Source organism: Halolamina salina (assembly GCF_054653455.1).
Window position 1 is genome coordinate 2175236 of record NZ_BAAIGE010000002.1, and the last position, 25591, is coordinate 2200826.

Sequence of the window (25591 nt, forward strand, 5' to 3'; positions counted from 1 at the left end):
CCGTCCGTCCCGACCCCCGAGGTATGAACCACGAGCGCTCAGGCGAGCTCTACGACCGCGCGCTGTCGGTCATGCCCGGCGGCGTGAACTCCTCGGTCCGGGCGGCGATCGAGCCGTACCCCCCCTTCGCCGACCACGGGGAGGGCGGCCACATGATCGACGCCGACGGCAACCGCTACGTCGACTGGGTGATGGGACTCGGCCCGCTCCTGCTGGGCCACGACCTGCCCGAACAGGTCCAGTCCGAGATCCAGCGCCACGCCAGCGCGGGACCGATGTACGGGATGCCGACCGAGATCGAGGTCGAGCACGCCGAGTTCGTCGCCCGCCACGTCCCGAGCGTGGAGATGCTGCGGTTCGTCAACTCCGGCACCGAGGCGACCGTCTCCGCGACCCGGCTCGCCCGCGGCTACACGGGCCGGAACAAGATCGTCGTGATGCAGGGCTCCTACCACGGCGCCAACGACTCCACGCTCGTCGAGGGCGACATCGACGAGCGCGGCCCCTCCACGCAGGGGATCCCGACGGAGTTCGCCGAGCACACCATCCCGGTGCCGTTCAACGACCCCGAGGCCGCGACCGAGGCGTTCGAGCGACACGGCGACGACATCGCCGCCGTGCTCGTCGAGCCGATCCTCGCGAACAAGGGGATCGTCCACCCCGTCGACGGCTACCACGAGACGCTCAGAGACCTCTGTGACGACTACGGCTCGCTGCTGATCTGGGACGAGGTGATCACGGGGTTCCGCGTCGGCGGCCTCGGCTGTGCCCAGTCGAAGTTCGGCATCGAGCCCGACGTGACGACGTTCGGCAAGATCATCGGCGGCGGCTTCCCCGTCGGCGCCATCGGCGGGAAGAGCGAGATCATCAGCCAGTTCACCCCCTCCGGCGACGTGTTCCAGGCCGGCACCTTCTCGGGCCACCCCGTGACGATGGCGGCTGGACTCGAAACGCTGCGTTTCGCCGCCGAAAACGACGTGTACGAGCACGTCAACGGCCTCGGCGAGAAGCTCCGGGAGGGACTCACCGAGATCGTCCGGGAGCAGGCGCCGTCGTACACCGTCGCCGGCACCGACTCGATGTTCAAGCTGATCTTCACCCGCGACGGCCCGGCGAACGTCGAGGACACCTGTACCGGTGGCTGCAAACAGAACGAGGGCTGCCCGCGCTACGACTACTGCCCGAAGACCGGCGCGGACGTGGCGGCCGCCGAGACCGACCGCTGGCGCCGCCGCTTCTGGCCGGCGATGAAGGAGCAGGGCGTGTTCCTCTCCCAGAACCAGTTCGAGTCGCAGTTCGTCTCCTACGGCCACACCGAGGAGGACGTGGAGAAGACGCTGGAGGCGTATCGGGAGGCGCTGTAAGCCGCTCCCGCAGCCGCCGGGGCGCGAACGCACCCCTTTTCCCCACCGGTCGCCCACTCCCGCCCATGAGCACCGACAGGACCCTCCGCCTCGCCACGCGCGGGTCCGACCTCGCCATGCGACAGGCCGCGTTCGTGCAGGAACGGGTTGGCACCCGCCGGCGCCCGGTGGAGCTGGTCGAAGTCCAGACCGAGGGCGACCGGATTCGGGACGAACTCATCGCCGACCTCGGCCGGATCGGCGCGTTCGTCCACGCGCTGGATCAGGAGGTCGTCGACGGCGACTGCGACGCCGCCGTCCACTCGATGAAGGACATGCCCACGGAGTTCGCCGACGGGATGGTCGTCGCCGCCGTGCCCGAGCGGGCACCCGCGAGCGACCTGCTGGTCACGAAGGACGGCAAGGATCTCGAAGACCTCCGCGAGGGCGCCGTCGTCGGCACCTCGTCGGTCCGCCGGACCGCCCAACTGCTGCACGCCCGCCCCGACCTCGACGTGCGGCCGCTCCGGGGGAACGTCGACACCCGGATCGAGAAACTGCTCGCGCCCGAACTCCAGCGCGAACACGAGCGTCGCCTCGGGACCGACGAGACGGAGGCGAGCAAGGAGATGCGGGAGTACAACCTCGACCCCGAGGGCGAACTCGACGACGAGAACGAGGGGCTGAACGCGATCGAGGAGGAGATGGACGAGTTCGACCAGTCCGTCGAGGAGTGGTTCGACAGCCTCTCCGAACTCGAACGCGGCGCGCTGGGACAGGAGTACGACCACGAGTACGACGCGATCGTGCTCGCCGAGGCCGGACTCGAACGCAGCGGCCTGCGCCACAAGATCGGCACCAGCCGCCTCCCGACCGAGGAGTTCGTGCCGGCGCCCGCACAGGGGGTCATCGCCGTCACCGCCCGCGACGAGGACGTGATCGCCCGGCTGCGGACCAAGCTCGACCACGCGCCGACCCGGGTCGCCGTCACCGTCGAGCGAACCGTGCTCGCGGAGCTGGGCGGAGGCTGTGTCGCCCCGCTGGGCGTCCACGCCACCGTACAGGGCGACACCGTCTCCGTGCGCGCACAGGTGCTCTCGACCGACGGCACCGAGGTCGTCGAGGAGACCCGCGACCTACCGATCGACAGCCACGTCGACGCGGCCGTCGAGTTCGCGGCCGACCTCGCCGACCGCGGCGCGGACGACCTTATCGCGGCCGCCGCCGAGGAGTAGATGTCCCGCCCCCGCGTCGCGGTCTTCCGCCCGGACGACGGCCGCGTCGACGACGCCGCCGACCTCCTCGACTCACTCGGCGCCGAACCGGTCCCGGACCCGATGCTGACGATCGAGCCGACCGGGGAGACGCCGCCGGACGCCGACTTCGTCGTCCTCACCTCGGCGACGGGCGTGGACGTGCTCGCCGCCGCGGGCTGGGACCCCGGCGACGCCGTCCTCTGCTGTATCGGCGCCTCGACCGCCGAGGCTGCCGAGGAAGCAGGCTGGACCGTCGACCGCGTACCCGAGCAGTACGACTCCGAAGGGATGGTCAGGGAACTCCGCGGCGACGTTGCCGGGAAGACCGTCGCCCTCGCGCGCTCGGACCGGGCGAGCGCGACGATGCCCGAGGGGCTGCGCGAGGCGGGTGCCGACGTGACAGAGACGACGCTGTACCGGCTCGAACGCCCCGCCGACGCCGGCGAATCGGCATCGCTGGCCGCCCGCGGCGAACTCGACGGCGTCGCGTTCACCTCCTCCTCGACGGTCGAAGGGTTCCTCACAGCAGCCGAGGAGCGCGGCGTCCGCGAGGCGGCTGTCGTCGGCCTCGAAGACGCGGTCGTCGGCGCCATCGCCGAAAGCCCCGCGGAGACCGCGCGGGACGCCGGGATCGCGGTCGACGTGGTGCCCGAGACGGCGGATTTCGAAGCGCTCGCGCGGGCGGTCGTCGAGCGGGCGAAACGCCGCGCGTAGCCCGCTTACCAGCGGGCTTCGTGAACTTTTTCGCCTTCAGCCCGGAGCACGTCCGGGATCACTCGTACGTCGCTACCGCCCGCGGCGAACACGTCCGTCGAGGAGAGTAGCGAGTCCGTTCCCCGGATCGCGGCGGCGCGCTCGCCCGAGACGCTGTAGACGACCGCGTGCAGGCCGGCGATGTCGATCCCGCCGGCACACATCGGGCAGGGCTCGGTGGAGGTGTACATCACCAGCTCCCCGGCGTCGTCGCGTTCCGCGGCGGCGCGTTTCGCGAGCGTGAGCTCCGGGTGTTCGCGGATGTCGTCCTCGGTGTTGATCCGGTTGCCGGCGCGCATCACCACCTCGTCGTCTTTCACGAGCACGGAGCCGTAGGGTTCGTCGCCGCGGCTGGCGGCCTCGCGGGCGCAGTCGATCGCCTCGGCCATGTGGGACTCGTGGTCGAACGCCTCGAGATCCATACGGGGAGTGGCGGCGCCGGGGGCATAGCCGTTCGGCCAGTCGGCTGAAGTGAGCGCCAGCCGTCTCCTCGGGTGATGGGCGAGAAGCTAGGGCTGCGTAGCGCCGTCTCGATGGCGCTGGGCGGGATGATCGGCGGCGGCATCTACGCCGTGCTGGGCATCGTCGTCGCCATCACGGGCGCGACCGCGTGGCTCGCGTTCCTGCTCGCGGGCGTCGTCGCGCTGTGTGCGGGCTACGCCTACGTGAGCCTGAACCGGCGGGTCGGCCACCCCGGCGGCGCGGTCGTGTTCGTCCAGGAGTACCTCGACTCCGCGACGGCGGCGGGGATGGTCGGCTGGACGCTGCTCGTCGGCTACCTCGGCTCGATGGCGATGTACGCGTTCGCGTTCGGGAGCTACTTCGTCGACCTCACGGGCGTCTCGCTCTCGCTGCCGCTGCCGGTCGTGGGTGCCGTCCCGGTGGCCCGCCCCGCGGCGTCGCTCCTCGTCGTCGCGGCGTTCGTCGCCCTGAACGTCCTCGGCGTCCGGGAGACGGGCGTCGTCGAGGATCTGCTGGTCGCCGCCAAGATCGCCGTCCTCGGCGTCTTCGCGCTGGTCGGTCTCCACTACGGCTGGCAGCGGGGGAGCCTGACGCTTGGACTCGACGGGGTCGGCGGCGCGGGCGCGCTGACGGCCGCCGCCTCGTCGTTCGTGGCGTTTCAGGGCTGGCAGCTGCTGTTCTACGATCAGGACTCGATGGCGAACCCCCGGCGGACGCTCCCGCGGGCGGTGTTCGTCGCGATCCCGGTCGCCGTGGCGATCTACGTCGCCGTCGCGGTGGTGACGGTGGCCCTCGTCCCCGACCTCGTTCGACAGCATCCCGAGACCGCGCTGGCCGTCGCCGCCGGGGAGTTCCTCGGCCCGGTGGGGCGGGCGGTGATCGGCGCCTCGGCGCTGGTGTCGACCGCGTCGGCGATCAACGCGACGCTGTTCTCGTCGTCGCTGTTGACCCAGCGGCTGGTGAGCGACGACCTGCTCCCCCCGCGGATCGGGGCCGGCGACCGGGACACCGACGGCGCGCCGCCGACCTCGGCGGTGCTCGCCCTCGGCACGATCACCGCAGGGTTCGCCGTGCTCGGCAGCCTGCAGGGGATCACCTCGTTCGCGTCGCTCTCGTTCATCGTCGTCTTCGGGGGCGCCTGCGCGCTGGCGCTGCGCAACGCCGGGAATCTCGGCTGTTCCCGGCTGGTGCCGGCGGTGGGGCTGGTCGGCTGTGGCGCGTTCCTCCCGCTGCTGTTCCTGCGGCTGTACCGGGCGGAGCCGGCGACGTTCCGGACGGTCGTGGTCGTCGGCGTCGTCGTCGTGAGCATGGAACTGCTGTACTTCCGGCGGCCGGGGCTGTACAAGCGGGTGCGGGAGAGCCTGACCCGGTGAGTGCGCTCCCGAGACCTCGTGTCGAGGGGACCGCGGCCAACCGGGGCATGGAGAGCCTGACCCGGTGAGTGCGCTCCCGCCGGTGCCATTCACACCGTCGGCAGCCGCCAGCCGTACCGCAGCGCACCGAGGCGGAGCGCGAGCACGACGCCAGCGGCGAACAGCGTCGTCGTCCCGAGCGCGAGCCCGGCTGCGATCGCCGGCGGGGCGACGGCGCCGCCGACGACCGCCGGCGTCGCGTAGAAGTCCTCGCGGAGCACCGCCGGCACGCGGGCGAGCAGCAGGTCAGAGAGGCTCCCGCCGCCGACGCCGGTGAGCGTCGCGGTGACGACGACGCCGAACGGGGAGAGGCCCGCCTCGATACCCACGGCCGCGCCGGTCGCCGAGAACGCTGCCAGCCCGATCGCGTCGGGGAGGAGCACCGCCGGACTCTCCATCAAATCACCGCGGACGCGGGTCGCGAGCAGTACGGCCACGGCGATCCCGACCGCGGCGAACAGGACCTCGGTGTTCGACTGCAGCGAGGTGGGAATTCGCCCGACGAGGAGATCCCGGATCGTCCCGCCGCCGAGCGCGGTGAGGAAGCCGAGCACCGCCACCCCGAACAGGTCGAGGTCGGCGTCGCTGCCCTTCAGCGCGCCGACGACGGCGAACGCCACAAGCCCGATCGCGTTCATCGCCTCGAACGCGGGGCCTGCGTCGACCATCAGTCCCCGTTGGTGTCGGTCTCGGAGATGTGGCGGATGCGGTCGACGCCGTCGATCTCGTGGATCGTCGTGGCGACCGCCTCGGGAACCAGCGACTCCCAGTCGCCGCCGGTGACGAGCCGTTCCCGGATCTCCGCCCCTTCGAGCACGTCGCGCTGGAACATCGGCGACTGGCGCACCTCGACGCCGGACTCCTTGAACAGCCGGACGACGAGGGGGTTGTTCGAGTACGCCACGTCGAACTTCGGCGTCATCGACTGGACGTGTCCGACCCAGACCGCGTTCCGGTCGAGGTCCTCGATCGGGACGACGTAGGTGGGGATGTCGAGCGACTCCAGCGCCTTCGTCACCATCATCACGCGCTCGCCGGCGGTGAAGGGGTTCCGCGTGGTGTGGGAGTCGCCGGCGGAGCCGATCCCGACCACGAGCTCGTCGACCTCCTCGGCGATTTCCGCCACCATCCGGTGGTGGCCGTCGTGGTACGGCTGGAACCGTCCGATGTAGAACCCCCGCATGCTCACGGGGTTCGCTCCCGGGGGGAATAAAAACGGCGAGTCGCGGCCGGCCGTTCATTTATAAGCAATCGAGCGAACCGGTGTTCAAGCAAACGGCGTCTAACGGCCCCATACCGCCGGATTACGACGGAGGAGCGAATTCCGCTGATGGGGGAAAGTATATCAGGCTCACGAGCCACCTTCGAGGTAGCGACAGCGTTCTATGAGCAACGAAACGGACGATACCGACGTGCCCGACGAGGGGGAGCAGGGGGACGATCCCTTCCCGCTCAACGGGTCGGGCGCCCGAGAGGGCGACCCCGACGAACAGCCCGACCCCCCCGCGGAGCAGCGGCGCCGCGAGGAGGACGAGGACGAGGCTCCCGAGATCGACGACCTCGGGAGCGAGGTCGAGTTCGACGCCGAGATCGCCGACGACGAGGAGATCGGGAAGGACGACCTGCTCGGCGGGCTCCGCATCGACTCCACCAGCGAGATCGAGGTGCCCGATCGGCTGGTCGATCAGGTGATTGGACAGGAGCACGCCCGGGACGTCGTGATGAAGGCGGCCAAGCAGCGCCGCCACGTGATGATGATCGGCTCCCCCGGGACGGGGAAGTCGATGCTCGCGAAGGCGATGGCCGAGCTCCTGCCGAAGGAGGAGCTGGAGGACGTACTCGTCTACCACAACCCGGACGACAGCAACGAGCCGAAAGTCCGGACCGTGCCCGCGGGCAAGGGCGAACAGATCATCGACGCCCACAAGGAGGAGGCTCAGAAGCGCGATCAGCTTCGCAGCCTCCTGATGTGGATCGTGATCGCGGTCGTCGCCGGCTACGCCATCCTCGCGATGGGGAACCCCATCATCGCCGTGATCGCGGCGGTGCTGATCTACATCGGGTTCCAGTACATCTCCCGGGGCAACGACGCGATGATCCCGAACCTGCTGGTGAACAACGCCGACACGAAGACGGCGCCGTTCGAGGACGCCACGGGCGCCCACGCGGGTGCGCTGCTGGGCGACGTGCGCCACGACCCGTTCCAGTCCGGCGGGATGGAGACGCCGAGCCACGACCGCGTCGAGGCCGGCGCCATCCACAAGGCGAACAAGGGCGTGCTGTTCATCGACGAGATCAACACGCTCGACGTGCGATCCCAGCAGCACCTCATGACCGCGATTCAGGAGGGTGCGTTCGGGATCACGGGCCAGTCCGAGCGTTCCTCGGGCGCGATGGTCCAGACCGAGCCCGTCCCGACCGACTTCGTGATGGTCGCAGCGGGGAACATGGACGCGATGGAGAACATGCACCCCGCGCTCCGGAACCGCATCCGCGGCTACGGGTACGAGGTGTACATGGACGACACCATCCGCGACAGCCCGGAGATGCGCCGGAAGTACGCGCGCTTCGTGGCGCAGGAGGTCGAGAACGACGGCCGACTCCCGCACTTCACGGACGACGCCGTCGAGGAGGTCATCCTCGAGGCCCGGCGCCGCGCCGGCCGGAAGGACCACCTCACGCTCGAACTCCGTTCGCTCGGTGGGCTGGTCCGCGTCGCGGGCGACATCGCCCGCGGCGAGGGCGCCGACGCGACCACGCGCGAGCACGTGCTCGAAGCCAAGGGCCGCAGCCGCTCGATCGAGCAGCAGCTCGCCGACGACTACATCGAGCGCCGGAAGGACTACGAGCTGCAGGTCTCTGAGGGGTACCAGGTCGGCCGCGTCAACGGCCTCGCGGTGATGGGTCAGGACTCCGGGATCATGCTGCCGGTGATGGCGGAGATCACCCCCTCCCAAGGGATGGGCGGGCAGGTGATCGCCACCGGTCAGCTCCAAGAGATGGCCGAGGAGTCGGTGCAGAACGTCTCGGCGATCATCAAGAAGTACACCGACGAGAAGATCTCGGACAAGGACATCCACATCCAGTTCATCCAGACCGGCCAGCAGGGCGTCGACGGCGACTCGGCGTCGATCACGGTCGCGACGGCGGTGATCTCCGCGCTGGAGAACATCGGCGTCGACCAGAGCCTCGCGATGACTGGCTCGCTGTCGGTGCGGGGCGACGTGCTCCCCGTCGGCGGCGTGACCCACAAGATCGAGGCCGCCGCGAAGGCCGGCTGCGACCGCGTGATCATCCCGAAGGCCAACGAGCAGGACGTGATGATCGAGGACGAGTACAAGGAGATGATCGAAATCATCCCGGTGTCGCACATCTCCGAGGTGCTCGAAGTCGCGCTGGAGGGCGAAGGCGAGAAGGACTCGCTGGTGAGCCGCCTCAAGAGCATCACCGGCTCGGCGCTGGAGAGCTCCGAGGTCACGAAGCCCGCCGGCGGGTCGGAGCCGACGCCGCAGTAGGCGACCTCTTTTCGGGCGTCCCCCTTCCGTGACGCGACAGTCGAGAGCGACGGCTTCGGTCTGTGGCCCGTCGTGGTGTCGACGACGTGCAGTCGCGGCATCGACGTGTGGCTCGTCGTAGTGTCGGCGACGGTGCAGTCGTGGCATCGACGTGTGGCTCATCGTGATGTCGGCGACGTACAGCCGTGGCGTCGGCCGCGTCGAGCCGACAGGGTGCGAGACGGACGGCGCGATCGCTCACACCACTACGGTATCGAGGATCGTGAGTGAGTACCCGGCAGCCGCGCCGGCCCACGGCGGTCGCTGCCCATCGAGCAGTGACAGAGACGGCGCCGAGAGCAGCGAGCAGTTCTACCCATCACCGACGTACACGGCGTGTCGGCCGCACGTCATTGACGAGCCGCTGGGCTCGGAGCGTGCGGCCGGACCTGCCCCTACAACGGAGGCGAGTGCTGCGGCTGTCGAGCGTGGCGTCCGAAGAAAAACCGCGTGCGGGGTCGAGCTTACCGGAGCGTGACTTCCGTGTCCAGCAGGATCGAGTCCGACGGGACGTGGATCAGGCGGATACGGTAGGAGTTTCCGGTGGTGAGGCCCGTGTCCGTGTTCGCTTGGCTGTTACCGATCGTCAGCGAATCACCGACTGCGAACTCGTCGCCGGAGCTCGGGTTCGCCCCGTTGACGAAGACCCCAAGGACGGAGTCGTTCCAACTCCCCTGTTCGAACTGGGCGTTGGTGCTGTCACCGTCGACGACGATTCGCATGTCGGCGAACGGAATCGCGTCACCGCCGTTCTGCGAGAGTTCGAACGCCGCGGCGCTTTGATTGGCCGGGAACACGTCGGTCGTGTTACTTGAGTAGTCAGCCGAGGCGTCCTCGGCGTTCAGCGTCGACTGCGGTGCTTGGTTCAGGCTGTCGCCGAGGCCGAGCACGAACGTCCCGATGACGGCCGCGAGGATCACGGTGATGGCGACCATCAGGATGACCCCGATGACCGGGCTGACTGCGCTATCGTCGTCGCGTAAGGATCGAAGTAGTTGCTTCATTAGTGGGATGTGGGCTGCAGTTCTGTGTTGGCCCTATTGCTCGGGAGTGGGCTGGCGTGTAAATATGCTGCGAGCGGATTATCCGAACTGATACTCGGAGGATAGGGCGGTACGCAGCCCTTACCGTCGGGGAACAGCGTCGCTGGCCGAATTATCGAAAAAGAAAAACCGACGAATTCCGGTGGGCGTCTATCGCAGCGTGACTTCCGTGTCCAGCAGGATCGAGTCCGACGGGACGTGGATCAGACGGATGCGGAAGGTGTTGTCAGCTTCCAAGAGGGTCCCGGTGCCGTCCGTCGTGCTCACGGTAAGTGAGTCACCAACCGCCAGCTCAGGGGAGTCCATCCCAGAGATCGAGTTTCCGTTGAGGGTGACGTTAAGCGCGGCACCACTTTCAGGGGAGTCCCAATTGCCCTGACTAAATGTCTCACTCGCGGAACTACTGGTGTTACCGATCACGATCCGCGCGTCAGCCAACGGAATCGCGTCACCACCGTTCTGAGAGATTTCGAACGCCGCGGAGCCGCTCGCAAGAGAGTCGTTGAAGTCCGCCGGCGCGTCCTCCGCGTTCAGCGTCGACTGCGGCGCTTGGTTCAAGCTATCCCCGAGTCCGAGCACGAACGTGCCGATGACCGCGGCCAGAATCACGGTGATGGCGACCATCAGGATGACCCCGATGACCGGACTCACACCACGATCCTCGCCGAGCATCGCTTTGAGCTTCTGTTTCATGAGTATGTCCGACTGCCCGGGCCCGGACGCGTGAACGTCCGTTCCACGAGGCTGTCTGGCCGTGAAAACGACGCAGACACGGATAAAGACTTGGGCCTGATTTTCAAATCCAGTAACGCGCGTATTCAGCAGCGAGGGGTTCCCTACCGGTGTTTCTCGATCGGGCCAAATCCGAATAGTTGCCTGTTTTATGTTTTCCTACCGGGGGCGTCGACGCCGATCAGTTCCCGGTCCAGCGCAGCAGCGCCAGCGTCCCCTCGTAGAGCACGATCATCGTCGCCGCGATGATGAACGGCGTCATCCCCGTCGGGTCGGGGTTGACGAGGAAGGCGATGGTGAGGAACCCACCCCAGAACAGCAGGCGCTTGTCCTCGAGCCACTCCCGGGTGACGATCCCCATCATGATCGCGAGCATGATGAACAGCGGGATCTGGAAGATCACCGCCATGTAGCTCATCAGGACGATGATCAGCGAGAACGTGCTCTCCAGTCCGTAGGCGACGGTGGCGACGTTCTCGTCGGTGTAGACGGTGAAGTAGCGCATGATCGCCGGGATGATCACGAAGTGGGAGAACGCCATCCCGATCGTGCCGAGGATCAGACTGGTCGGGATCGCCGCGAGGTAGTACCGCCGTTCCTTGGGGTAGAGGCCGGGACGCATGAACATGTACGTCTCGTAGACGAACACCGGCAGCGCCACGAGCAGCCCCGCCAGCGCAGTCACCTTGAGCTTGGTGAGCACCAGCTCCAGCGGGCCGTACACCCGCGGGCGGCGCCCCTCGATCTCCGGCGCGCCGGGGATCGCGTTGTTCCACAGCGCGTCGATTATGTCCACCGCCGTGGGCACCTGCTCGAACGCCTGTCCCAACCCCAGCAGCGTCAGCGCCACCGCGCCGCCGACGATGAACACCACCGAGAGCCGCTTCATCATCTCCTCGATGTGGGCCGCCAGCGGCATCTCCTCGTCCGAGTCCGGTCCCTCGCCGAGCAGGCCGTCGTCCGTATCGAGGCCGTCACCGTCGTCGGCGTCGTCGTCGACCGACGGCATCGTCGCGCCGCGCTCCTCGGGCGGCGTCGGCGTCTCGGTGATGTCGTAGTCCTCGAAGACGTGTTCGGCCTCGAACTCGTCGTCCCCGTCTTCGTCGTCGGCCTCCTCCTCGGCGTCGTCCGCTTCCGCGTCCTCTTCCTCGCGCGCACCGTTGTCGGGGCCGAGTCCTTCGACGTTCGTGAACGCCGGGGCGTCGTCCTCCTCTTCGTCGGGCTCGCTCACGTCGTCGTCCGCGTCGTCAGCCGGCTCGCTCACGTCGTCCTGCGGGTCCGACTCGTCTGCCATCCGTTCGGCGTCGTCCGCCGGCTCCCCCTCCGACGCCGTCCGCTCCTCGTCGGAACCGGGCACCGACGAGTCGGACGGCTCCCGTCCCTCCTCGTCGTCCGGTTCCTCGGCCATATGGGTCGGTATCGCTCACGCGGTCTTATAGGCCTTTCCGGATCGCCCGCCCGCGAGGTGGAAAGGTTGATAACGCCGAAGTGGCTCCTTCTCGCTATGTCCAGCGCGCTCGACGACGATACCCAGCGCGCCATCGCCGAGGGGCGGGAGACGGCGGGTGCGGTGCTCCGATCCGCACAGAAGGATCTCCAGAAAGTCTTCGTCGTCTTCCTCGTCGGGTTCTTGGGCGTGTTCATGGCGCTCCGCAGGGGCGTCTGGGTGTGGCTCAAGGGGGTCACCACCCAGCGCATGCCCGCGGAGCTCCAGTCGCAGTTCGACATCATCGCCCAGACCCCCTTCGACGTGATCCTGCTGCAGGCGAAGATCTCCCTCGTCGCGGGGATCATCGTCGCCTCGCCCGTCCTCGTCTACTTCTCCCGGGACGCCCTGAAAGAGCGGGGCCACTGGCCGGAGGTCCCGATCCCGCTGTGGAAGGCCGTGCCGATCGTCCTACTCTCGGGAGTGCTGTTCATGGGCGGGATGGCGTACGGCTATCTCCTCTTCTTCCCGATCATGTTCAACTTCCTCGCCGGCAACGCTGTGTCGGCGGGCTTTGCTCCCTACTGGTCGATCGTCCTCTGGACCGAGTTCGTGCTGCTGCTGACGTTCTCGTTCGGGCTGGCGGCCCAGATGCCGCTTGCGATCACCGGGCTCTCCTACACCGGGATCGTCCCCTACGAGCAGTTCCGCGACAAGTGGCGCTACGCCGTCGTCGCGATCTTCGTCTTCGGCGCCGTGTTCTCGCCGCCGGACCCGTTCACCCAGATCATGTGGGCGGCGCCGCTGCTCGTGCTGTACGGCTTCAGCCTCTACCTCGCGAAGTTCGCGGTGACGATGAAACGCGGCAGCGAGCGCCTCTCCGCCGCCGGCGTGCTCCGGCGCAACTGGAACGCGACCGCGGCGCTGCTCGTCGCCGGCGTCGCCGTCGCGTGGCTCTACGCCAACACCGGCGGCCGCGACGCCGCCAACGCCGCCCTCGAAGCGATCGGGAGCAGCTACCGCGCGCCCGCGGTCGACGGCCTCACGTCGCTCTCCGCGACCGCGAACGTGGTGCTGGTCGGGCTCGCGATCGGCGTCGTCTTCGCCGTCGTCGGCCTGCTGCTGTTCGCCTACCGCGAACTCGAGGAGACGGTCGAGCCCGACAGCGAGATGGGCGACCCGACGGGGATCGACCTCGACGCGCTCGACGAGGACGGCGTCAGGGCGGCGCCGATCGAGGCGTTCGAGTCGATGAGCGAACCCGAGGCGCTCGAGGCCGCCCAGCACGCTATCGACGAGGGCGATCACGGGAAAGCACAGGCCATCCTCGACCGCCACGACGAGGCCCACGAGCCCGATCCCGACGCCCCCGAACCCCCGGCTCACGAGACCGACCCGCTGTTCACGCCGGTCGGGCCGATCGGCGCGATCCAGCGCGGCCGGGAGTGGGTCGACTGGGGCCAGCGCCTCCGCCGGCAGGGTCAGCCCCTCGCCGTGTTCGCGGTCGTACTGTTCGGCCTCGCGTACGCCGTCCTCGGCTACCCGGGCGAGGTGAACGCGCTACTCGCACAGGGCGGCTTCGACGTCGCCGTCCCGGCCTTGGGCTACTCGACGGTCGTCGCCGCCGGCCTCGCCGCCGCGGGGACGCTGGCGTTCGTCGCCGTTCTCGTCGGAGTGTACGTCCTGCTCGCGTGCTACTTCGCGGGCACCGACCCGACCGCGGTCAACGTCGGCCAGCTCTCGACGGCGGAGCTCGAACGCGCGCCGCCGGCGACGTTCACGGCGCTCAGCGAGCAGGAGGCGAACTTCTACGCCAACCGCGCGCTGGCGGCCGACGACGACGCCCGCGCACGCCTGATCCTCGACCGCTACGACGAGGCGACTGCCGCGGCCGAGGAAGCGGCCGAGGAGGACGAGGCCGAGCCGGGAAGCGTGAGCGACCGCGCCCAGCGCGCCGGCGGCACGTTCCTCGACGAGTTCGCCGAGGACACCGACGAGGACGACATCGGCGGCTACTACAAGGACATCCAGTTCATCCTCGGCTCGCTCACCTCGGGGCTGTTCTACATCGTCGGGACGTTCATGGCCGTGATGGCGGGGACGTTCTTCTGGCTCTACACTGGCGGCATCCGCGACGTGTACGCCGACTTCCTCGCCCGCGTGCCGGGCGAGGTGCTCGAACCCGGCCAGACCGCCGCGGAGGCGTCGAAGGTGATCGCGCTCCACCCCGTCGAGGCGCTGGTGTTCGAGGTGAAGTTCTCCGCGCTGCTGGGCGTCGCCGCCGTGCTGCCGCTGATCGCGTACTTCGCGTGGCCCGCGCTGCGCGACCGCGGGTTCGTGCGCGGGCGCCGCGAGGTCATCTTCGGCTGGGCCGCGCTGCTGAGCGCGGGACTGCTCGGCGGGCTGGTGTTCGGCTACTTCGAGGTGGCGCCGCGGATCATCTCCTACCTCGTCGAGGACGCGCTATCCGCGAACATGACGATCAGCTACCGGATCACCGACTTCTTCTGGCTGATCTTCTTCACCACCGCCGGGATCGGCATCCTCGCGGACGTGCCGGTGCTGATGGCGCTTTTGAACACCGCGGGCGTCTCCTACACCGCGATGCGGACCCGCTGGCGGGAGGTGATGATCGGCATGATGCTCGTGGCCGCGCTGCTGACGCCGGCGGACGCGCTCACGATGATCATGATCACGATCCCGCTGATGGCCGCCTACGGCGTCGGCCTCGGGCTGTTGTACGTGCTCACCCTCGGCGGCCGGCGCAACCTCCGGAAGCCGACGGTCGGCCCCGCGAGTAGCGACGACGGGTAACGCGAACGGGACATCGTTTTTCGTGCCGGTGAACCGGTCGACTCCCGAACGGTGCGTTTTTGCGTCCCCTTGGATACTCTCTGGATATGACTCCACGACTATCGAACCGATCGGCGTCCGTGTCGGAGGGGGAACGATGAGCAAGGTGTCCGTCGAGATTCCCGACGAACTGCTGGAGGACCTCGACGAGCACGTCGGCGACGACGGGAAGTTCGTCAACCGCAGCGACGCGATCCGGGCGTCGATCCGGAAGACGCTCGACCAACTCGACGAGATCGACCAGCGACAGGGACGGCTGGAGGGCGAGGAATGAGCGCCGACCGCCGCCCGCTGCCCGTCGATCGCCTGCTGCTGGTAGCGCTGTTCGTCACCGCGCTCGTCGTCGCCCAGCTCACCGCCGCCAAGCTGCTCTCCGTCCGGCTTCCGTTCTCGATCCCGGTGGCCGGCAGCGCGCTCACGCTGCCGGGCGCCGCGCTCGCGTACGCGGTGACGTACTTCGCGTCGGACTGCTACGCCGAGCTGTACGGGAAACGCGCGGCCCGCGAACTGGTCAACGTCGCGTTCCTGATGAACTTCGTCGTGCTGGCGCTGGTCTGGAGCACGATCGTCGCCCCCGCCGCCGACCCCGAGTTCGCGAGCACGTTCGCGTCGGTGCTCGGCACGTCGACCAACATCGTCGCCGGCAGCCTGCTGGCGTACGTCGTGAGCCAGAACTGGGACGTGGCCGTGTTCCACCGGCTGAAGGAGGCCACCGGCGGGGAGAAGCTCTGGCTCCGCAACGTCGGCTCAACCGCCAGCAGCCAGCTCATCGACACCGTGATCTTCGTCAGCGTCGCGTTCTGGGTGCTCCCGAACGCCGGTATCGGCACCGAGCTAGGCCTGCCGCTGGTCGGCGGCGGTCCCGTCCCGAGCGTCGCCGCGCTGATCGTCGGCCAGTACGTGCTGAAGCTCGCGATCGCGCTGATCGACACGCCCTTCGTCTACGCGGTCGTCGGCGCCGTTCGACGGCGTGACGCCGACGATCGCCGGCTGTTCGCGTCGTAGACCGTCGGTCGCTCTTTGTTCGGCCGCGACGACGACTGGATGGCTTTTTCTCGCCGGCGTCCCGAGTGAGCGACGATGGACGAACGACGGCTCCAGACGGGGCTGTACGCCGCCGCGGCGGTCCTGATCGCTGCCGTCGGGATCGCGGTCGTTGCCCGGCCCGGCGGCTCCGCGCCGTGGGCCTACGGGCTGGTCGTGATAGGGGCGGCGTTTTTCGGCCTGAGCGCGGTGCCTCGGGTCCGGGAACACGAGGCGTACAACGCCCTCGGCGCCGCGTTCGCGGCGGCGGTCTGTACCGTCGCGTACGTCGGTAGCGGCGTCCTGTTCGTCGGCATCCTCGCCGTGTTCAGCGCGGTCGGGACGCTGGTCGAACTGTACAACTGGCGGGCGGGAACGACGTACCTGCGGCTGTAACGGCCGACAGCTTCCTCCCCACGTGTGTCGACGGGCGTGTATGGGCAGCGACGCGCTCGTCGGCCTCGATCAGGACACGTGGATGGTGCTCGCGAAGTACAACCTCGTGTTGGCGACAGTGTTCGGGTTCGTGACGGTCTGGGTCCAGCAGGCACCCCCGGCTGACCCCGGGAACGTCCTGCTCGTGGAGAACGGCATGTTCGCGCTCCTGTTCGGCGCGATCCAGACGTACGCGTGGATCTCGAGTTAGCCGCGGCGGCCCGCTATTCGACCCGCTCGGCGAACGCGAAGTTGGGCTTCACGTCGGTCACCGCGACCTCGACCGTCTCGCCCTCGTCGGCGCCGGCGACGAACACCGTGAACCCCTCGACCGTCGCGATGCCGTCGCCCTCCGCGCCGGTGTCGGTGATCTCGACGGTGAGCTGATCGCCCGTCGCGACGGGCGCGGTGGTGAACCCCTTCGCGACCAGATACACCTCGCTCGACGAGTCCCGCGAGGCGTCGGGGTCGACCCGCCGGACGTACTGGAACGATTCCTCGATGTCGGCCTCGAGGTCGTCCAGATCCTTCCCCTGGAACACCTTGGCGACGAAGTCGCCGCCGGGTTTCAGGAACTCCGTCGCGGTCTCGTAGGCGGTCCGGGCGAGGTGGACCGAGCGCGCGTGGTCGAGTTCGTACTCGCCGGTCATGTTCGGCGCCATGTCCGAGATCACCACGTCGGCTTCCGATCCCCCGAGCTCGCGCCGGAGGCGGTCCCGTGTCTCCTCCTCGGTCATGTCGCCCGGGATCGTGCTCACCTGGTGCGCGTCGAGGTCGTCGATGCGCTGGAGGTCGACGCCGACGACCTTCCCCTGCGGACCGACCTCTTCGGCGGCGACCTGCAGCCACCCGCCGGGGGCGGCGCCGAGGTCGACGACCGTATCGCCGTCGTCGAACAGGTTCGCGGTCTCGTCGAGCTGCTGGAGCTTGTACGCCGAGCGGGCGCGGTACCCCTCCTGCTTGGCGCGGTTGTAGTAGTCGTCCTTCCCAGTCATCGCCGACCACCCCGCCGAGAAACGGTGCGTGAACGCTCGTTCATACCGGTATCGACGCCGTCGACCCGGAAAGGTACGTCGGATAGCGCTCAGTCCTCGGTCGCGTCCTCCATGGCGGCCCGGTCGGCGATCATCGACTCGGCGGTCCCGACCCAGTCACCGCGGCGGAACCCCACGACGACGACCACCGCCCAGCAGGCGTAGGAGAGCACCAGCCCGGCGTAGACGCCGACGATCCCGAACTCGAACACGACCGCCAGCAGGTAGGAGCCGCCGAGCATGAAGACGACCGAGCCGAGCAGCCGGGCGTAGAACGGCGTCCGGGTGTCGCCCGCGCCGCGCAGCGTGCCGGCCAGCGGGAAGAAAATCCCGAAGAACAGCATCGAGACGGCGAACGCGCGGGTGAATCCCACCGCGTACCCGGCCGTGAGGCGGTCGCGGGTGAACACCGCGACGAGTTCGGCGGCGCCGACGAACATCACCACGCCGGCGACGCCGAGCGTGCCGAGGCTCAGCGCGAGGATCGCCTCCGCGGCGTAGCGCGCCTCGTCGGACTCCCCCTCGCCCAGTAGCTGGCCGACGACGATGCTCGACACCGTGCTGAACGAGCGGTACAGCGGCCCGGTCAGCTGCTGGTAGATCCGGCGGCCGATGTGGTAGGCGGCGTTGGCCTCCGTGCCGAACAGCAGCGTCAGGGAGTTGAACGGGAAGTTCGCGAGCGTGCTGCTCATCCCCTCGGCGAAGCTCGGGAGGCTCACCGCGACGACTTGGCGAGTCAGCGTGAGGTCGCGCGGGCGGGCGAGCGAGGGACCCGTCCACGGCCCCGCGAGCGCCGCCGTGAGCGCGGCCGCCTCGATCGTGCGGCTGACGGCGGTCGCGACGCCGACGCCGACGATGCCCAGTTCGGGGGCGACCCAGAGCCCGAGGCCCAGACTCACCGTCAGCAGGATGTTGAGCGCGTTCGCAGTCCCGTTGACGAGCATCGGCGTCCGGGTGTCGCCCGCCCCCTGCAGCGAGCGGGCGCCGACCAGCCCGACGATCCGCATCGGCGCGGCCGCGAACACGATCGCGAGGTAGCGCCCGCCGGCGTCGGCGACCCCCGGCTCGGCGCCCAGCAGCGCGATCAGCGGGCCGCCGAACAGGACGCCGACGGCGACCATCGGCAGGCCACAGAGCGCGCCGATGAGCAGCGCCTGCGTGATCGCGCGGTCCCGCGTCAGGTCCGCCCCCCGCCCAGTGTCCTGACTGGAGAGCGCGATCGAGCCGGCCCCCAGCGCCAGCCCCACGCGGAGCGGGACCTGCGCGTAGAGGTCGGCGAGGCCGACGGCGGCGACGGCGGCGGGCGAGAACAGCCCGGTGACCACGAGGTCGACCGTCCGCATCAGCGTGTTGAACGTCTGTTGGACGGCGACCGGCCAGCCGAGCGAGGCGGCCCGCCGCCAGACCGACAGCAGCCGGGACATCACCCGGGGGTGCGACGGTCCGGGGCAAGAGTGCTTGGGTAGGGGCGACGCGGACGGCGATCACTCGCGACGGCTCGGGGATCGGACTCGAAGCGACGCCGGAACGGGTCGGGACCCTTCCCGCGGTCAGAGGCAGAACATGAACGGGTACACCAGCGCCACCCGGTCGCCGTTTTCGAGCGCCGTCCCGAAGCCGTCCAGCAGTTCGTTGAACTTCCCGTTCACGAGCACGCGGGCGAACGCCCGCGTCCGCTCGCCCTCGGGGTTGCGCTCCCACCGCCCCGGCGGCTCGCCCGGGTAGTCCGCCCAGCCAGTGTGGGTCTCCTCGGCCTCGGTCTCGGCCAGCAGCATCTCCTCGCAGCCGTACTCCTCGAAGAAGGCGTCGAGGAATTCGCCGAGCGTGTCGCCCTCGAACGTGAACTCGAACTCGTGGTCGCCCAGTTCACGCCGGACGTGGCCGGTGGCTTTCACCTCGACCGTGGTCGTCGCCGCCTGTTCGGTCTCGACAGTGCTCATGCGCGCCGGTACGGTCGACACCCGCATACGACTGTAGCCGAACGTGTTCGGCTTCGAGCTTACCCCAGCACGGACTCCGGGAGGTACGCCGTCACCGTCCAGTTGGGGGCGTCGACCACCTGACTGATCTTGAGGTCGACGGCCGCCGAGCAGAGCACGTAGGCGTCCGCCCGGGAGAGGCCGCGGCGCTCGTGGAGGTGAGCGATCATCCGCCGGACCGCCTGCTTCGTCGCGTCCATCAGGTCCGGCGCGATGCCGGTCGTGGCGTACATCGGCTCGTCCCGCCCGGTCGGGGTGAACGGGCCGGTGGTCTCGAACTCCGGCTGGGTCACGGACCGATCGGCGAGGTCGAACCGCGCGGTCACCGACATGGGTGCCTCGATCCCGGTGATGCAGACCTCGCCGTCGCCCTGTGCGGCGTGGCAGTCGCCGACGGAGAACAGCGCGCCGGCCACCTCGACGGGGAGGTACAGCGTCGATCCGGCGGTGAGGTGTTTCACGTCCACGTTGCCGCCGACGTTCCGCGGGGGGATCGTACTGGCCGGCCCCTCCTCGGGGGCGACGCCGAGGTTCCCCGGGAACGGCGCGATGGGGACCGAGACGGCCGGCGCGTCGTCGTCGCGGAAACGAGCCACCGGCGTCCCGTCGTCCGCTGTGGCGTCCAAATCCCACGCACGAACGTGCGGCTCCGGGAACGACTCGGGGAGCAGGCCGGCGCCGCTATCGCCCGGCGGGACCGCCGTGGCGCCCCACCCCTCGTGTTCGAACGCGAGCAGGTCGACCCGGAGCGTGTCGCCGGGTTCTGCGCCCGCGATCGCGACGGGGCCGGCCAGCGGATGCCCCTCGGCGTCGACGGCGGCCACGTCCTCGGGCGTCGGATCTCGCGGTAGCTGCCGGTCGTAGGCGTCGCGGCAGTCGAACTGGACGACGTCGCCGGGATCGACGGTGATCGCCGGGTCGAGGTCGGGGTCCCACACGTAGTGGCGGTTGGCGGCCGTGTCGGCCAGTCGGTGGTCGGGGTCGGGCACGTCGTCGACGGCGAAGCGGCGGTCGGCCATACCGGGTATCGCGCCCGGCCCGGGATAACGGTGGCCCGAGCGAGTCACGGACCGCCGATTGCTCAATACTTTTCCCCCGTTCGTCCCAACGGGCGGACACATGAGCGACACCGACCTCGACTTCGTCCCGTTCGGCGAGAGCGGGCTGCAGACCAGCGAGATGCAGTTCGGCACGTGGCGCTTCGGCCGTGAGACCGAGGCGGGCAACCTCGAGATCGGCGAGGACCGGGCCAAGAAGCTGCTCGACGCCTACGCCGGCGCCGGCGGGCGCTACATCGACGCCGCCGACGTGTACGGCGGCGGGCAGGCCGAGGAGTGGATCGGCGACTGGCTGAACGAGCGCGACCGCGAGCGGTTCACGGTCGCCTCGAAGATCTACTGGCAGATCCGGGAGGGCGACCCCAACAGCCGCGGGACGAACCGGAAGAACCTCCGCCACCGCGTCGACGAGATCCTCGACCGGCTCGGCACCGACTACGTGGACGTGCTCTACCTCCACCGCTGGGACGGCGAGACGCCGACCCGCGAGACGATGAAGACGCTGAACGGCCTCGTGGAGGACGGCAAGGTCCACTACCTCGGCGCGTCGACGCTGACGCCCAACGCGTGGCGGGTCGCGAAGGCAAACGAGATCGCCCGCGCGGAGGGCTGGGAGCCGTTCACGGTGCTCCAGCCGCGCTACAACCTCGTCGACCGCGAGATCGAAGGGGATTACCTCCAGTTCGCCCGCGAGGAGGGGCTGGCGGTCTGCCCGTGGAGCCCGCTCGGGCAGGGGTTCCTGACTGGGAAGTACGACCGTGAGGACGGGCTGACGGGCGAGTCCCGCGCCGCCGAGTCCAGCCGGTTCGAGCAGGCGTACCTCACCGAGACGAACTTCGACGTGCACGACGTGCTCGACGAGGTCGCCGACGAGGTGGGCGCCAGCCCCGCACAGACCGCGCTGGCGTGGCTGATGCACCGCGACGGCGTGACCGCGCCGATCGTCGGCGCGCGGACGGTCGAGCAGTTGGAGGAGAACCTCGGCGCCGCCGAGATCGACCTGAGCGACGAGCAGGTCGACCGCCTGACCGAGGCGAAGGGGGGGCCGTACGCGAAGCTCTGATCGGATCCGGAAACGCTCCCGTCCCACCGTATCCCTTATTCCTCCCCCTCTCCCAGCGACCGCATGGTCGTAGACTTACGCTCCGACACCGTCACCAAACCTTCAGAGGCGATGCGGGAGGCCGCGAAGAACGCCGACGTCGGCGACGACGTGTACCGCGACGATCCGAGCGTCAACGAACTGGAGCGCCGCGCCGCCGAGATCCTCGGGAAGGAGGCCGGCCTGTTCGTCCCCAGCGGGACGATGGGCAATCAGGTCGCGATCCGGACCCACACCGACCGCGGGCAGGAGCTGCTCGCCGACGAGCACGCCCACGTTCTCAAGTGGGAACTCGGCGCGGTCGCCCAGCTGAGCAGCCTCCAGACCCGACTGCTCGACTTCGGCGAGTCGGCCGTCCCGACGCCCGAGCAGGTGCGTGAGGGGATCGTCGAGGAGAGCCTCCACGAGGCCGGCACGGGGCTGTTCTGTCTGGAGAACACCCACAACTACCGCGGCGGCGTCGCGATCTCGAAGGCGGAGATCGACGCCGCGGCGGAGGCGGCCCACGACCACGGCGTGCCCGTCCACTTAGACGGCGCGCGACTGTTCAACGCCGCCGAGTCGCTTGACACCGACGCCGCCGAACTGGCCGAGAACGTCGACAGCGTGATGTTCTGTCTCTCGAAGGGGCTTGGCGCGCCCGTCGGCTCGATGCTCGTCGGCGAGCAGGAGTTCATCGACCGCGCGCGCCGGACCCGGAAGCTGTTCGGCGGCGGGATGCGGCAGGCCGGCATGATCGCCGCGCCCGGGCTGCTCGCGCTGGAGAACCGCGGCCACCTCGCGGCCGACCACCGGCGCGCCGAGCGCATCGCCGAGGGGCTGGGTGAGATCGACGGAATCGAAACGGCCGAACCCGACACCAACATCGTCGTCGCCGACGTGGCGGGGACGGGGCTGAACGCCGAGGCGTTCGTCGGCGAGATCGAACAGCACGGCGTGCTCGCGGTGGCGTTCGGCGAGACCACGGTGCGGTTCACCACGAACTGGGACGTGACCGACGGCGACGTCGAGGGGGCGATCGACTCCGTGCGGACCGCGATGGCCGAGCGCTGAGGCCGCCGGCCCGCATCGCCGCTTCCCAGTTCGTCGGAATCGCCGAGCCCGATTTTTCCCAGGGGGCGCAACGATCAGGTAGAAGCACGATGTCCATAGCAACCCTCGAAGAGGACGTGTTCGGCGACGCGCTGACGCCACTGGAGCGTATCGCTGCGGGGATCCCCGCCGCGCTGGCCGCGGCGGGTCACGTACTGCTGTTCGTCGCCACCGCGCTGTTCGTGTTCGTGCTGGCGACGGGCGCCTGAGGGCGGCCCGGAACACGCTTTTTCGGACATCCGGACGCCTCAAGCCGTGACGAAGTCGAACCTCGCGCCGCCGTTTTCGCTCTCCGTGACCGACACCGACCAGCCGTGGGCCTCGGCGATGCTCTCGACGATCGGGAGGCCGAACCCCGTCCCCTCGTCGCTGGTGGTGACGCCGGTGTCGAACGGGTCGATCCCGTCGTCGATGCCGGGACCGTCGTCGGCGACGAAGAAGCCCTCGCGGTCGGACAGCGTGCCGACGGTGACCGTCGGCACCTCGCCGCCGTGTTCGACCGCGTTCCGGTAGAGGTTCTCGAACAGTTCGATCAGGCGGTCGGGGTCGGCGTCGATCGTCCCGTCGGCCTCGACGGCCAGCGACGCGCCGTCGGTCGCGACGTGGGTCCACGCCTCCCGCGCGACGCTGTCGAGGGGGATGCGCTGGGTCTCGCCGACGTCTTTCCCCTCACGGGCCAGCGTCAGGAGGTCGGTGACGAGGTGGTTCATCCGGTCGAGCGCGTCCTCGACGTTGTCGAGCTTGTCGAGGTCGCCGGTCTCCCTGACGAGGTCGAGGTAGCCCGACGCGACGTTGAGGGGGTTGCGCAGGTCGTGGGAGACGACGCTCGCGAACTGGTCGAGGCGTTCGTTCTGCCGGCGGAGTTCGGCCTCGCGCTCGCGCCGTTCGGTCACGTCGGAGTAGATGGCGTACCCCGGGGCGTTCTCCTCGCCGACCTCCAGCGGCGTGACCTGCAGGAGGAAGTGCTTCGTGCCGTCGACGGTCTCGCGTTCGACCTCGGTCTGGACCCGCTCGCCGTTCGCGAGCTGCTCGTTGTACACCTCCGCTTCGGCCTCGCCGTCGGGCGGGACGATGAACTCGTCGAGGGAGTTCCCCTCGACCTCGTCGGCGTCGTAGCCGAACGTCCGCTCGAACGCGCCGTTGACCCGGCGAACGATCGGCTCGCCGTCGATCATCTCGTAGGCGACCGCGGCGCCCGGGATGTTCTCGAACAGCGCTTCGAGGCTGTCCCGCTGGCGCCGGAGGTCGGCCTCCGCACGGACGCGCTGCAGCGCCACCCCAACGTGGGCCATCAACAGCTCCGCGAGCTCGAGGTCCTCCTCGTCGAACGCCTCGCGCTCGGTCGAGACCGCCTGGAACACGCCGAGATCGCCCACTGGGACGGAGATCGCCGACTCGAACTCCGGGCTGGTGGGCCGGGAGTCGGGGTCGCTGTGGATGTCGGTGTGGAGGAACGACTCCCCGGTGCGGGCGGTCTTGCCCGCGATCCCCTCCGAGATGTGCATCTTCCGGCCCGCGTCCTCGGAGATCCCCCCGGACTCCGCGACGGGGACGAGCATGTCGCCCTCGCGGAGGTCGAGCTTGCTCATGTCCAGGTCGAGCACGTCCTCCGCGGCGTCGATCGCGATCTCGAGCAGCTCGTCCTCCGACTCGACGGCGCCGAGCTCCATTGCGGTCGTGTGGAGCCGCTCGATCACCCGCCGGGACTCCCGAAGCGCCTCCTCCGAGCGGATGCGGTCGAGCGTCGACTCCGCGTAGCCGACCAGCAGCTCCACGAGCTCGAGGTCCTCCTCGTCGAACGCGCCGGACTCGTCGGAGATCACCTGAAACACGCCCGAGCTGCCGACCGGGACGCTGATCGCTGATTTGACCGTCTCGTCGGCGGGGTCGGCGTCGGGGTTGGCCTCGGCGTCGTCGACGAGAAACGACCGCTCCTCGTCGAACGTCCGGGCGACGATACCCGCCTCCGTCGAGACTTTCTCCAGGCTGTCGGTGTGCCCGCCGATGGGCTGGAGTTTGCCGTCCTGCTCCATCAGGAGCACCGACTGGTCGAGGTTGAGCACGTCCTCCGCGATGTCGACGACGCGCTGGTACAGCGCGGACTCGGACTCGGCGCCGATCAGCGACGGCGCGGCCTCGTGGAGTCGGGTGATGCGTTCCTGTCGGTTCCGGAGGTCCATCTCGGCGCGCAGCCGGGCGTCGACCTGCGACCCGTGGGTGACGAGCAGCTCCGCCAACTCGAGGTCGACCTCGTTGAACCCCCCCGGCCGCGTCGAGAGAGCGGCGAACACCCCGTCGTCGCCGAATGGGATCACCAGCCCGGAGCGGTGGCGCTCGTCCCGCGGCTGGGCGATTGGGTGGCTCTCGACGTCGTCGACGATCGTCGGCTCCCGGGTCTCGGCGACGTGTGCCACCACTCCCTCGTCGGGCGGGACGCGGTCGGACCCCGCCCCGTCGGTCACGGCGGCGGCGGCGAATCCGCCGTTCTCCCGGAAGTACAGCACCGCGGTGTCGAAGTCAAGTACGTCCGCCGCGATGTCGACCACGCGCTGGTGGAGGTCGGTCCGGTCGTCGACGCCGACCAGTTCGGCCGCCCCCTCGTGGAGCCGGGTGATGCGCGTGCGGTTGGGCGTGCCACCGACGGCCGCCGTCACGTGATCGGCGAGGTCGGCCGCGGAGCAGTCGTCCGACTCCCCGTCCTCACCCCTCGTGGCGGGCGTCCCACCCGGGCAGTCGACGATCGGACAGCCGGCCTCGGCGGCCGCAGCCGCCAGCGACGCCGGGAGCGAGTCGTCACAGGCGATCAGACAGTCCGGATGTGACTCCTCGAACGCAGCGAGCGCCGCCGGAGGGGGCTCGACGCGGCCGACGAACGCGTCCCGATCGAGCAGCGATCCCGCTGCCCGGCAGGGGTTTTCGCCGACCACGAGGATCTCGGTTCGATGTGCCACAGTGTAGACAGCTACTGTTTGTCTTGCGAGACGGTCGCATATGTGTTTCGGTGGAGCAGTTCGGAAGGAGCGTCTGACGCCAC

General features: G+C 69.3%; 24 protein-coding genes. 13 read left to right on the forward strand and 11 right to left on the reverse strand.

From position 1 onward, the window contains the following. Nucleotides 1-23: 23 nt before the first annotated feature. The 3 genes from hemL to ACYQZ5_RS11635 all read left to right on the forward strand — a co-directional run bounded on the left by hemL (nucleotide 24) and on the right by ACYQZ5_RS11635 (nucleotide 3313). Nucleotides 24-1364 (forward strand): glutamate-1-semialdehyde 2,1-aminomutase, encoded by a 1341-nt coding sequence (gene hemL / locus ACYQZ5_RS11625; RefSeq protein WP_379732365.1) that lies wholly within the window; start codon nucleotides 24-26, stop codon nucleotides 1362-1364. Between the two features lie 65 nt (nucleotides 1365-1429). Further along, on the forward strand, nucleotides 1430-2578 hold the full coding sequence (hemC, locus tag ACYQZ5_RS11630) for a hydroxymethylbilane synthase (RefSeq protein WP_459846249.1): 1149 nt from the start codon (nucleotides 1430-1432) through the stop codon (nucleotides 2576-2578). After that, nucleotides 2579-3313, forward strand: a complete 735-nt coding sequence (locus ACYQZ5_RS11635) for a uroporphyrinogen-III synthase (protein WP_459846251.1) — start codon at nucleotides 2579-2581, stop codon at nucleotides 3311-3313. Nucleotides 3314-3318: 5 nt separating this feature from the next. Here the strand turns inward: ACYQZ5_RS11635 and ACYQZ5_RS11640 are convergent, their stop codons facing one another. Continuing rightward, nucleotides 3319-3774, reverse strand: coding sequence for a nucleoside deaminase (locus ACYQZ5_RS11640; RefSeq protein WP_379732782.1), 456 nt, complete (start codon nucleotides 3772-3774; stop codon nucleotides 3319-3321). Between the two features lie 75 nt (nucleotides 3775-3849). Between ACYQZ5_RS11640 and ACYQZ5_RS11645 the strand changes: the two genes are divergently transcribed. Next, entirely contained in the window at nucleotides 3850-5187 is a 1338-nt protein-coding gene (locus ACYQZ5_RS11645; protein ID WP_459846253.1) for an APC family permease, read from the forward strand. Between the two features lie 89 nt (nucleotides 5188-5276). On the opposite strand, the gene ACYQZ5_RS11650 is transcribed toward ACYQZ5_RS11645, so the two are convergent. Both ACYQZ5_RS11650 and ACYQZ5_RS11655 read right to left on the reverse strand, forming a co-directional pair. Beyond that, entirely contained in the window at nucleotides 5277-5894 is a 618-nt protein-coding gene (locus ACYQZ5_RS11650; RefSeq protein ID WP_379818172.1) for a trimeric intracellular cation channel family protein, read from the reverse strand. Beyond that, on the reverse strand, nucleotides 5894-6409 hold the full coding sequence (locus ACYQZ5_RS11655; RefSeq protein ID WP_379730466.1) for a nicotinamide-nucleotide adenylyltransferase: 516 nt from the start codon (nucleotides 6407-6409) through the stop codon (nucleotides 5894-5896). Before ACYQZ5_RS11655 ends, ACYQZ5_RS11650 begins: the two co-directional genes overlap by 1 nt. A 202-nt stretch (nucleotides 6410-6611) precedes the next feature. Between ACYQZ5_RS11655 and lonB the strand changes: the two genes are divergently transcribed. Continuing rightward, the gene (lonB, locus tag ACYQZ5_RS11660; protein WP_379730467.1) at nucleotides 6612-8741 is read left to right on the forward strand and encodes an ATP-dependent protease LonB; all 2130 of its coding nucleotides are present in this window, start codon (nucleotides 6612-6614) and stop codon (nucleotides 8739-8741) included. Between the two features lie 503 nt (nucleotides 8742-9244). Here the strand turns inward: lonB and ACYQZ5_RS11665 are convergent. The 3 genes from ACYQZ5_RS11665 to tatC form a co-directional block, all read right to left on the reverse strand. Next, complete coding sequence (locus tag ACYQZ5_RS11665) at nucleotides 9245-9715, reverse strand: type IV pilin domain-containing protein (protein ID WP_379730468.1); 471 nt, start codon at nucleotides 9713-9715, stop codon at nucleotides 9245-9247. Nucleotides 9716-9973: 258 nt separating this feature from the next. Continuing rightward, a complete protein-coding gene (locus tag ACYQZ5_RS11670) occupies nucleotides 9974-10516 on the reverse strand; it encodes a type IV pilin domain-containing protein (RefSeq protein WP_379730469.1) in 543 nt (180 codons plus the stop codon). Nucleotides 10517-10736: 220 nt separating this feature from the next. Continuing rightward, the gene (gene tatC / locus ACYQZ5_RS11675; protein ID WP_379730470.1) at nucleotides 10737-11963 is read right to left on the reverse strand and encodes a twin-arginine translocase subunit TatC; all 1227 of its coding nucleotides are present in this window, start codon (nucleotides 11961-11963) and stop codon (nucleotides 10737-10739) included. A gap of 96 nt (nucleotides 11964-12059) precedes the next feature. Between tatC and ACYQZ5_RS11680 the strand changes: the two genes are divergently transcribed. The 5 genes from ACYQZ5_RS11680 (at nucleotide 12060) to ACYQZ5_RS11700 (ending at nucleotide 16503) form a co-directional block, all read left to right on the forward strand. After that, on the forward strand, nucleotides 12060-14795 hold the full coding sequence (locus ACYQZ5_RS11680) for a twin-arginine translocase subunit TatC (protein WP_459846257.1): 2736 nt from the start codon (nucleotides 12060-12062) through the stop codon (nucleotides 14793-14795). A 136-nt stretch (nucleotides 14796-14931) separates the two neighbouring features. After that, a complete protein-coding gene (locus ACYQZ5_RS11685) occupies nucleotides 14932-15108 on the forward strand; it encodes a ribbon-helix-helix domain-containing protein (RefSeq protein WP_379731929.1) in 177 nt (58 codons plus the stop codon). Continuing rightward, nucleotides 15105-15839, forward strand: coding sequence for a queuosine precursor transporter (locus ACYQZ5_RS11690; protein WP_379731930.1), 735 nt, complete (start codon nucleotides 15105-15107; stop codon nucleotides 15837-15839). The genes ACYQZ5_RS11685 and ACYQZ5_RS11690 overlap by 4 nt, the downstream gene beginning before the upstream one ends. 75 nt (nucleotides 15840-15914) lie before the next feature. After that, nucleotides 15915-16253 carry a DUF8064 family membrane protein gene (locus tag ACYQZ5_RS11695; protein ID WP_379731931.1) on the forward strand — a complete coding sequence of 113 codons (339 nt, stop codon included), beginning with the start codon at nucleotides 15915-15917 and terminating at the stop codon, nucleotides 16251-16253. A 40-nt stretch (nucleotides 16254-16293) separates the two neighbouring features. Beyond that, nucleotides 16294-16503, forward strand: a complete 210-nt coding sequence (locus ACYQZ5_RS11700; RefSeq protein ID WP_379731932.1) for a hypothetical protein — start codon at nucleotides 16294-16296, stop codon at nucleotides 16501-16503. Between the two features lie 13 nt (nucleotides 16504-16516). Here ACYQZ5_RS11700 and ACYQZ5_RS11705 read toward each other — a convergent pair whose 3' ends face one another. The 4 genes from ACYQZ5_RS11705 to ACYQZ5_RS11720 all read right to left on the reverse strand — a co-directional run bounded on the left by ACYQZ5_RS11705 (nucleotide 16517) and on the right by ACYQZ5_RS11720 (nucleotide 20324). Then, nucleotides 16517-17287: a 23S rRNA (uridine(2552)-2'-O)-methyltransferase gene (locus ACYQZ5_RS11705; protein ID WP_379731934.1), complete on the reverse strand. Its 771-nt coding sequence runs from the start codon at nucleotides 17285-17287 to the stop codon at nucleotides 16517-16519. 89 nt (nucleotides 17288-17376) lie between these two features. Further along, entirely contained in the window at nucleotides 17377-18750 is a 1374-nt protein-coding gene (locus tag ACYQZ5_RS11710; RefSeq protein WP_459846260.1) for an MATE family efflux transporter, read from the reverse strand. 126 nt (nucleotides 18751-18876) lie between these two features. Further along, the gene (locus tag ACYQZ5_RS11715; protein ID WP_379818166.1) at nucleotides 18877-19266 is read right to left on the reverse strand and encodes a ubiquitin family protein; all 390 of its coding nucleotides are present in this window, start codon (nucleotides 19264-19266) and stop codon (nucleotides 18877-18879) included. A 59-nt stretch (nucleotides 19267-19325) separates the two neighbouring features. Next, nucleotides 19326-20324: an acetamidase/formamidase family protein gene (locus tag ACYQZ5_RS11720; protein ID WP_459846263.1), complete on the reverse strand. Its 999-nt coding sequence runs from the start codon at nucleotides 20322-20324 to the stop codon at nucleotides 19326-19328. 100 nt (nucleotides 20325-20424) lie between these two features. On the opposite strand from ACYQZ5_RS11720, the gene ACYQZ5_RS11725 reads away from it, so the two are divergent. From ACYQZ5_RS11725 to ACYQZ5_RS11735, 3 genes are all read left to right on the forward strand, one after another. Further along, the gene (locus ACYQZ5_RS11725; protein ID WP_379731733.1) at nucleotides 20425-21426 is read left to right on the forward strand and encodes an aldo/keto reductase; all 1002 of its coding nucleotides are present in this window, start codon (nucleotides 20425-20427) and stop codon (nucleotides 21424-21426) included. A gap of 63 nt (nucleotides 21427-21489) precedes the next feature. Beyond that, a complete protein-coding gene (locus ACYQZ5_RS11730) occupies nucleotides 21490-22518 on the forward strand; it encodes a threonine aldolase family protein (RefSeq protein ID WP_379731734.1) in 1029 nt (342 codons plus the stop codon). Nucleotides 22519-22607: 89 nt separating this feature from the next. Then, nucleotides 22608-22766 carry a hypothetical protein gene (locus tag ACYQZ5_RS11735; RefSeq protein WP_379731736.1) on the forward strand — a complete coding sequence of 53 codons (159 nt, stop codon included), beginning with the start codon at nucleotides 22608-22610 and terminating at the stop codon, nucleotides 22764-22766. A 39-nt stretch (nucleotides 22767-22805) separates the two neighbouring features. Here ACYQZ5_RS11735 and ACYQZ5_RS11740 read toward each other — a convergent pair whose 3' ends face one another. After that, nucleotides 22806-25508 carry a GAF domain-containing protein gene (locus tag ACYQZ5_RS11740; protein ID WP_459846266.1) on the reverse strand — a complete coding sequence of 901 codons (2703 nt, stop codon included), beginning with the start codon at nucleotides 25506-25508 and terminating at the stop codon, nucleotides 22806-22808. Nucleotides 25509-25591 lie beyond the last annotated feature (83 nt).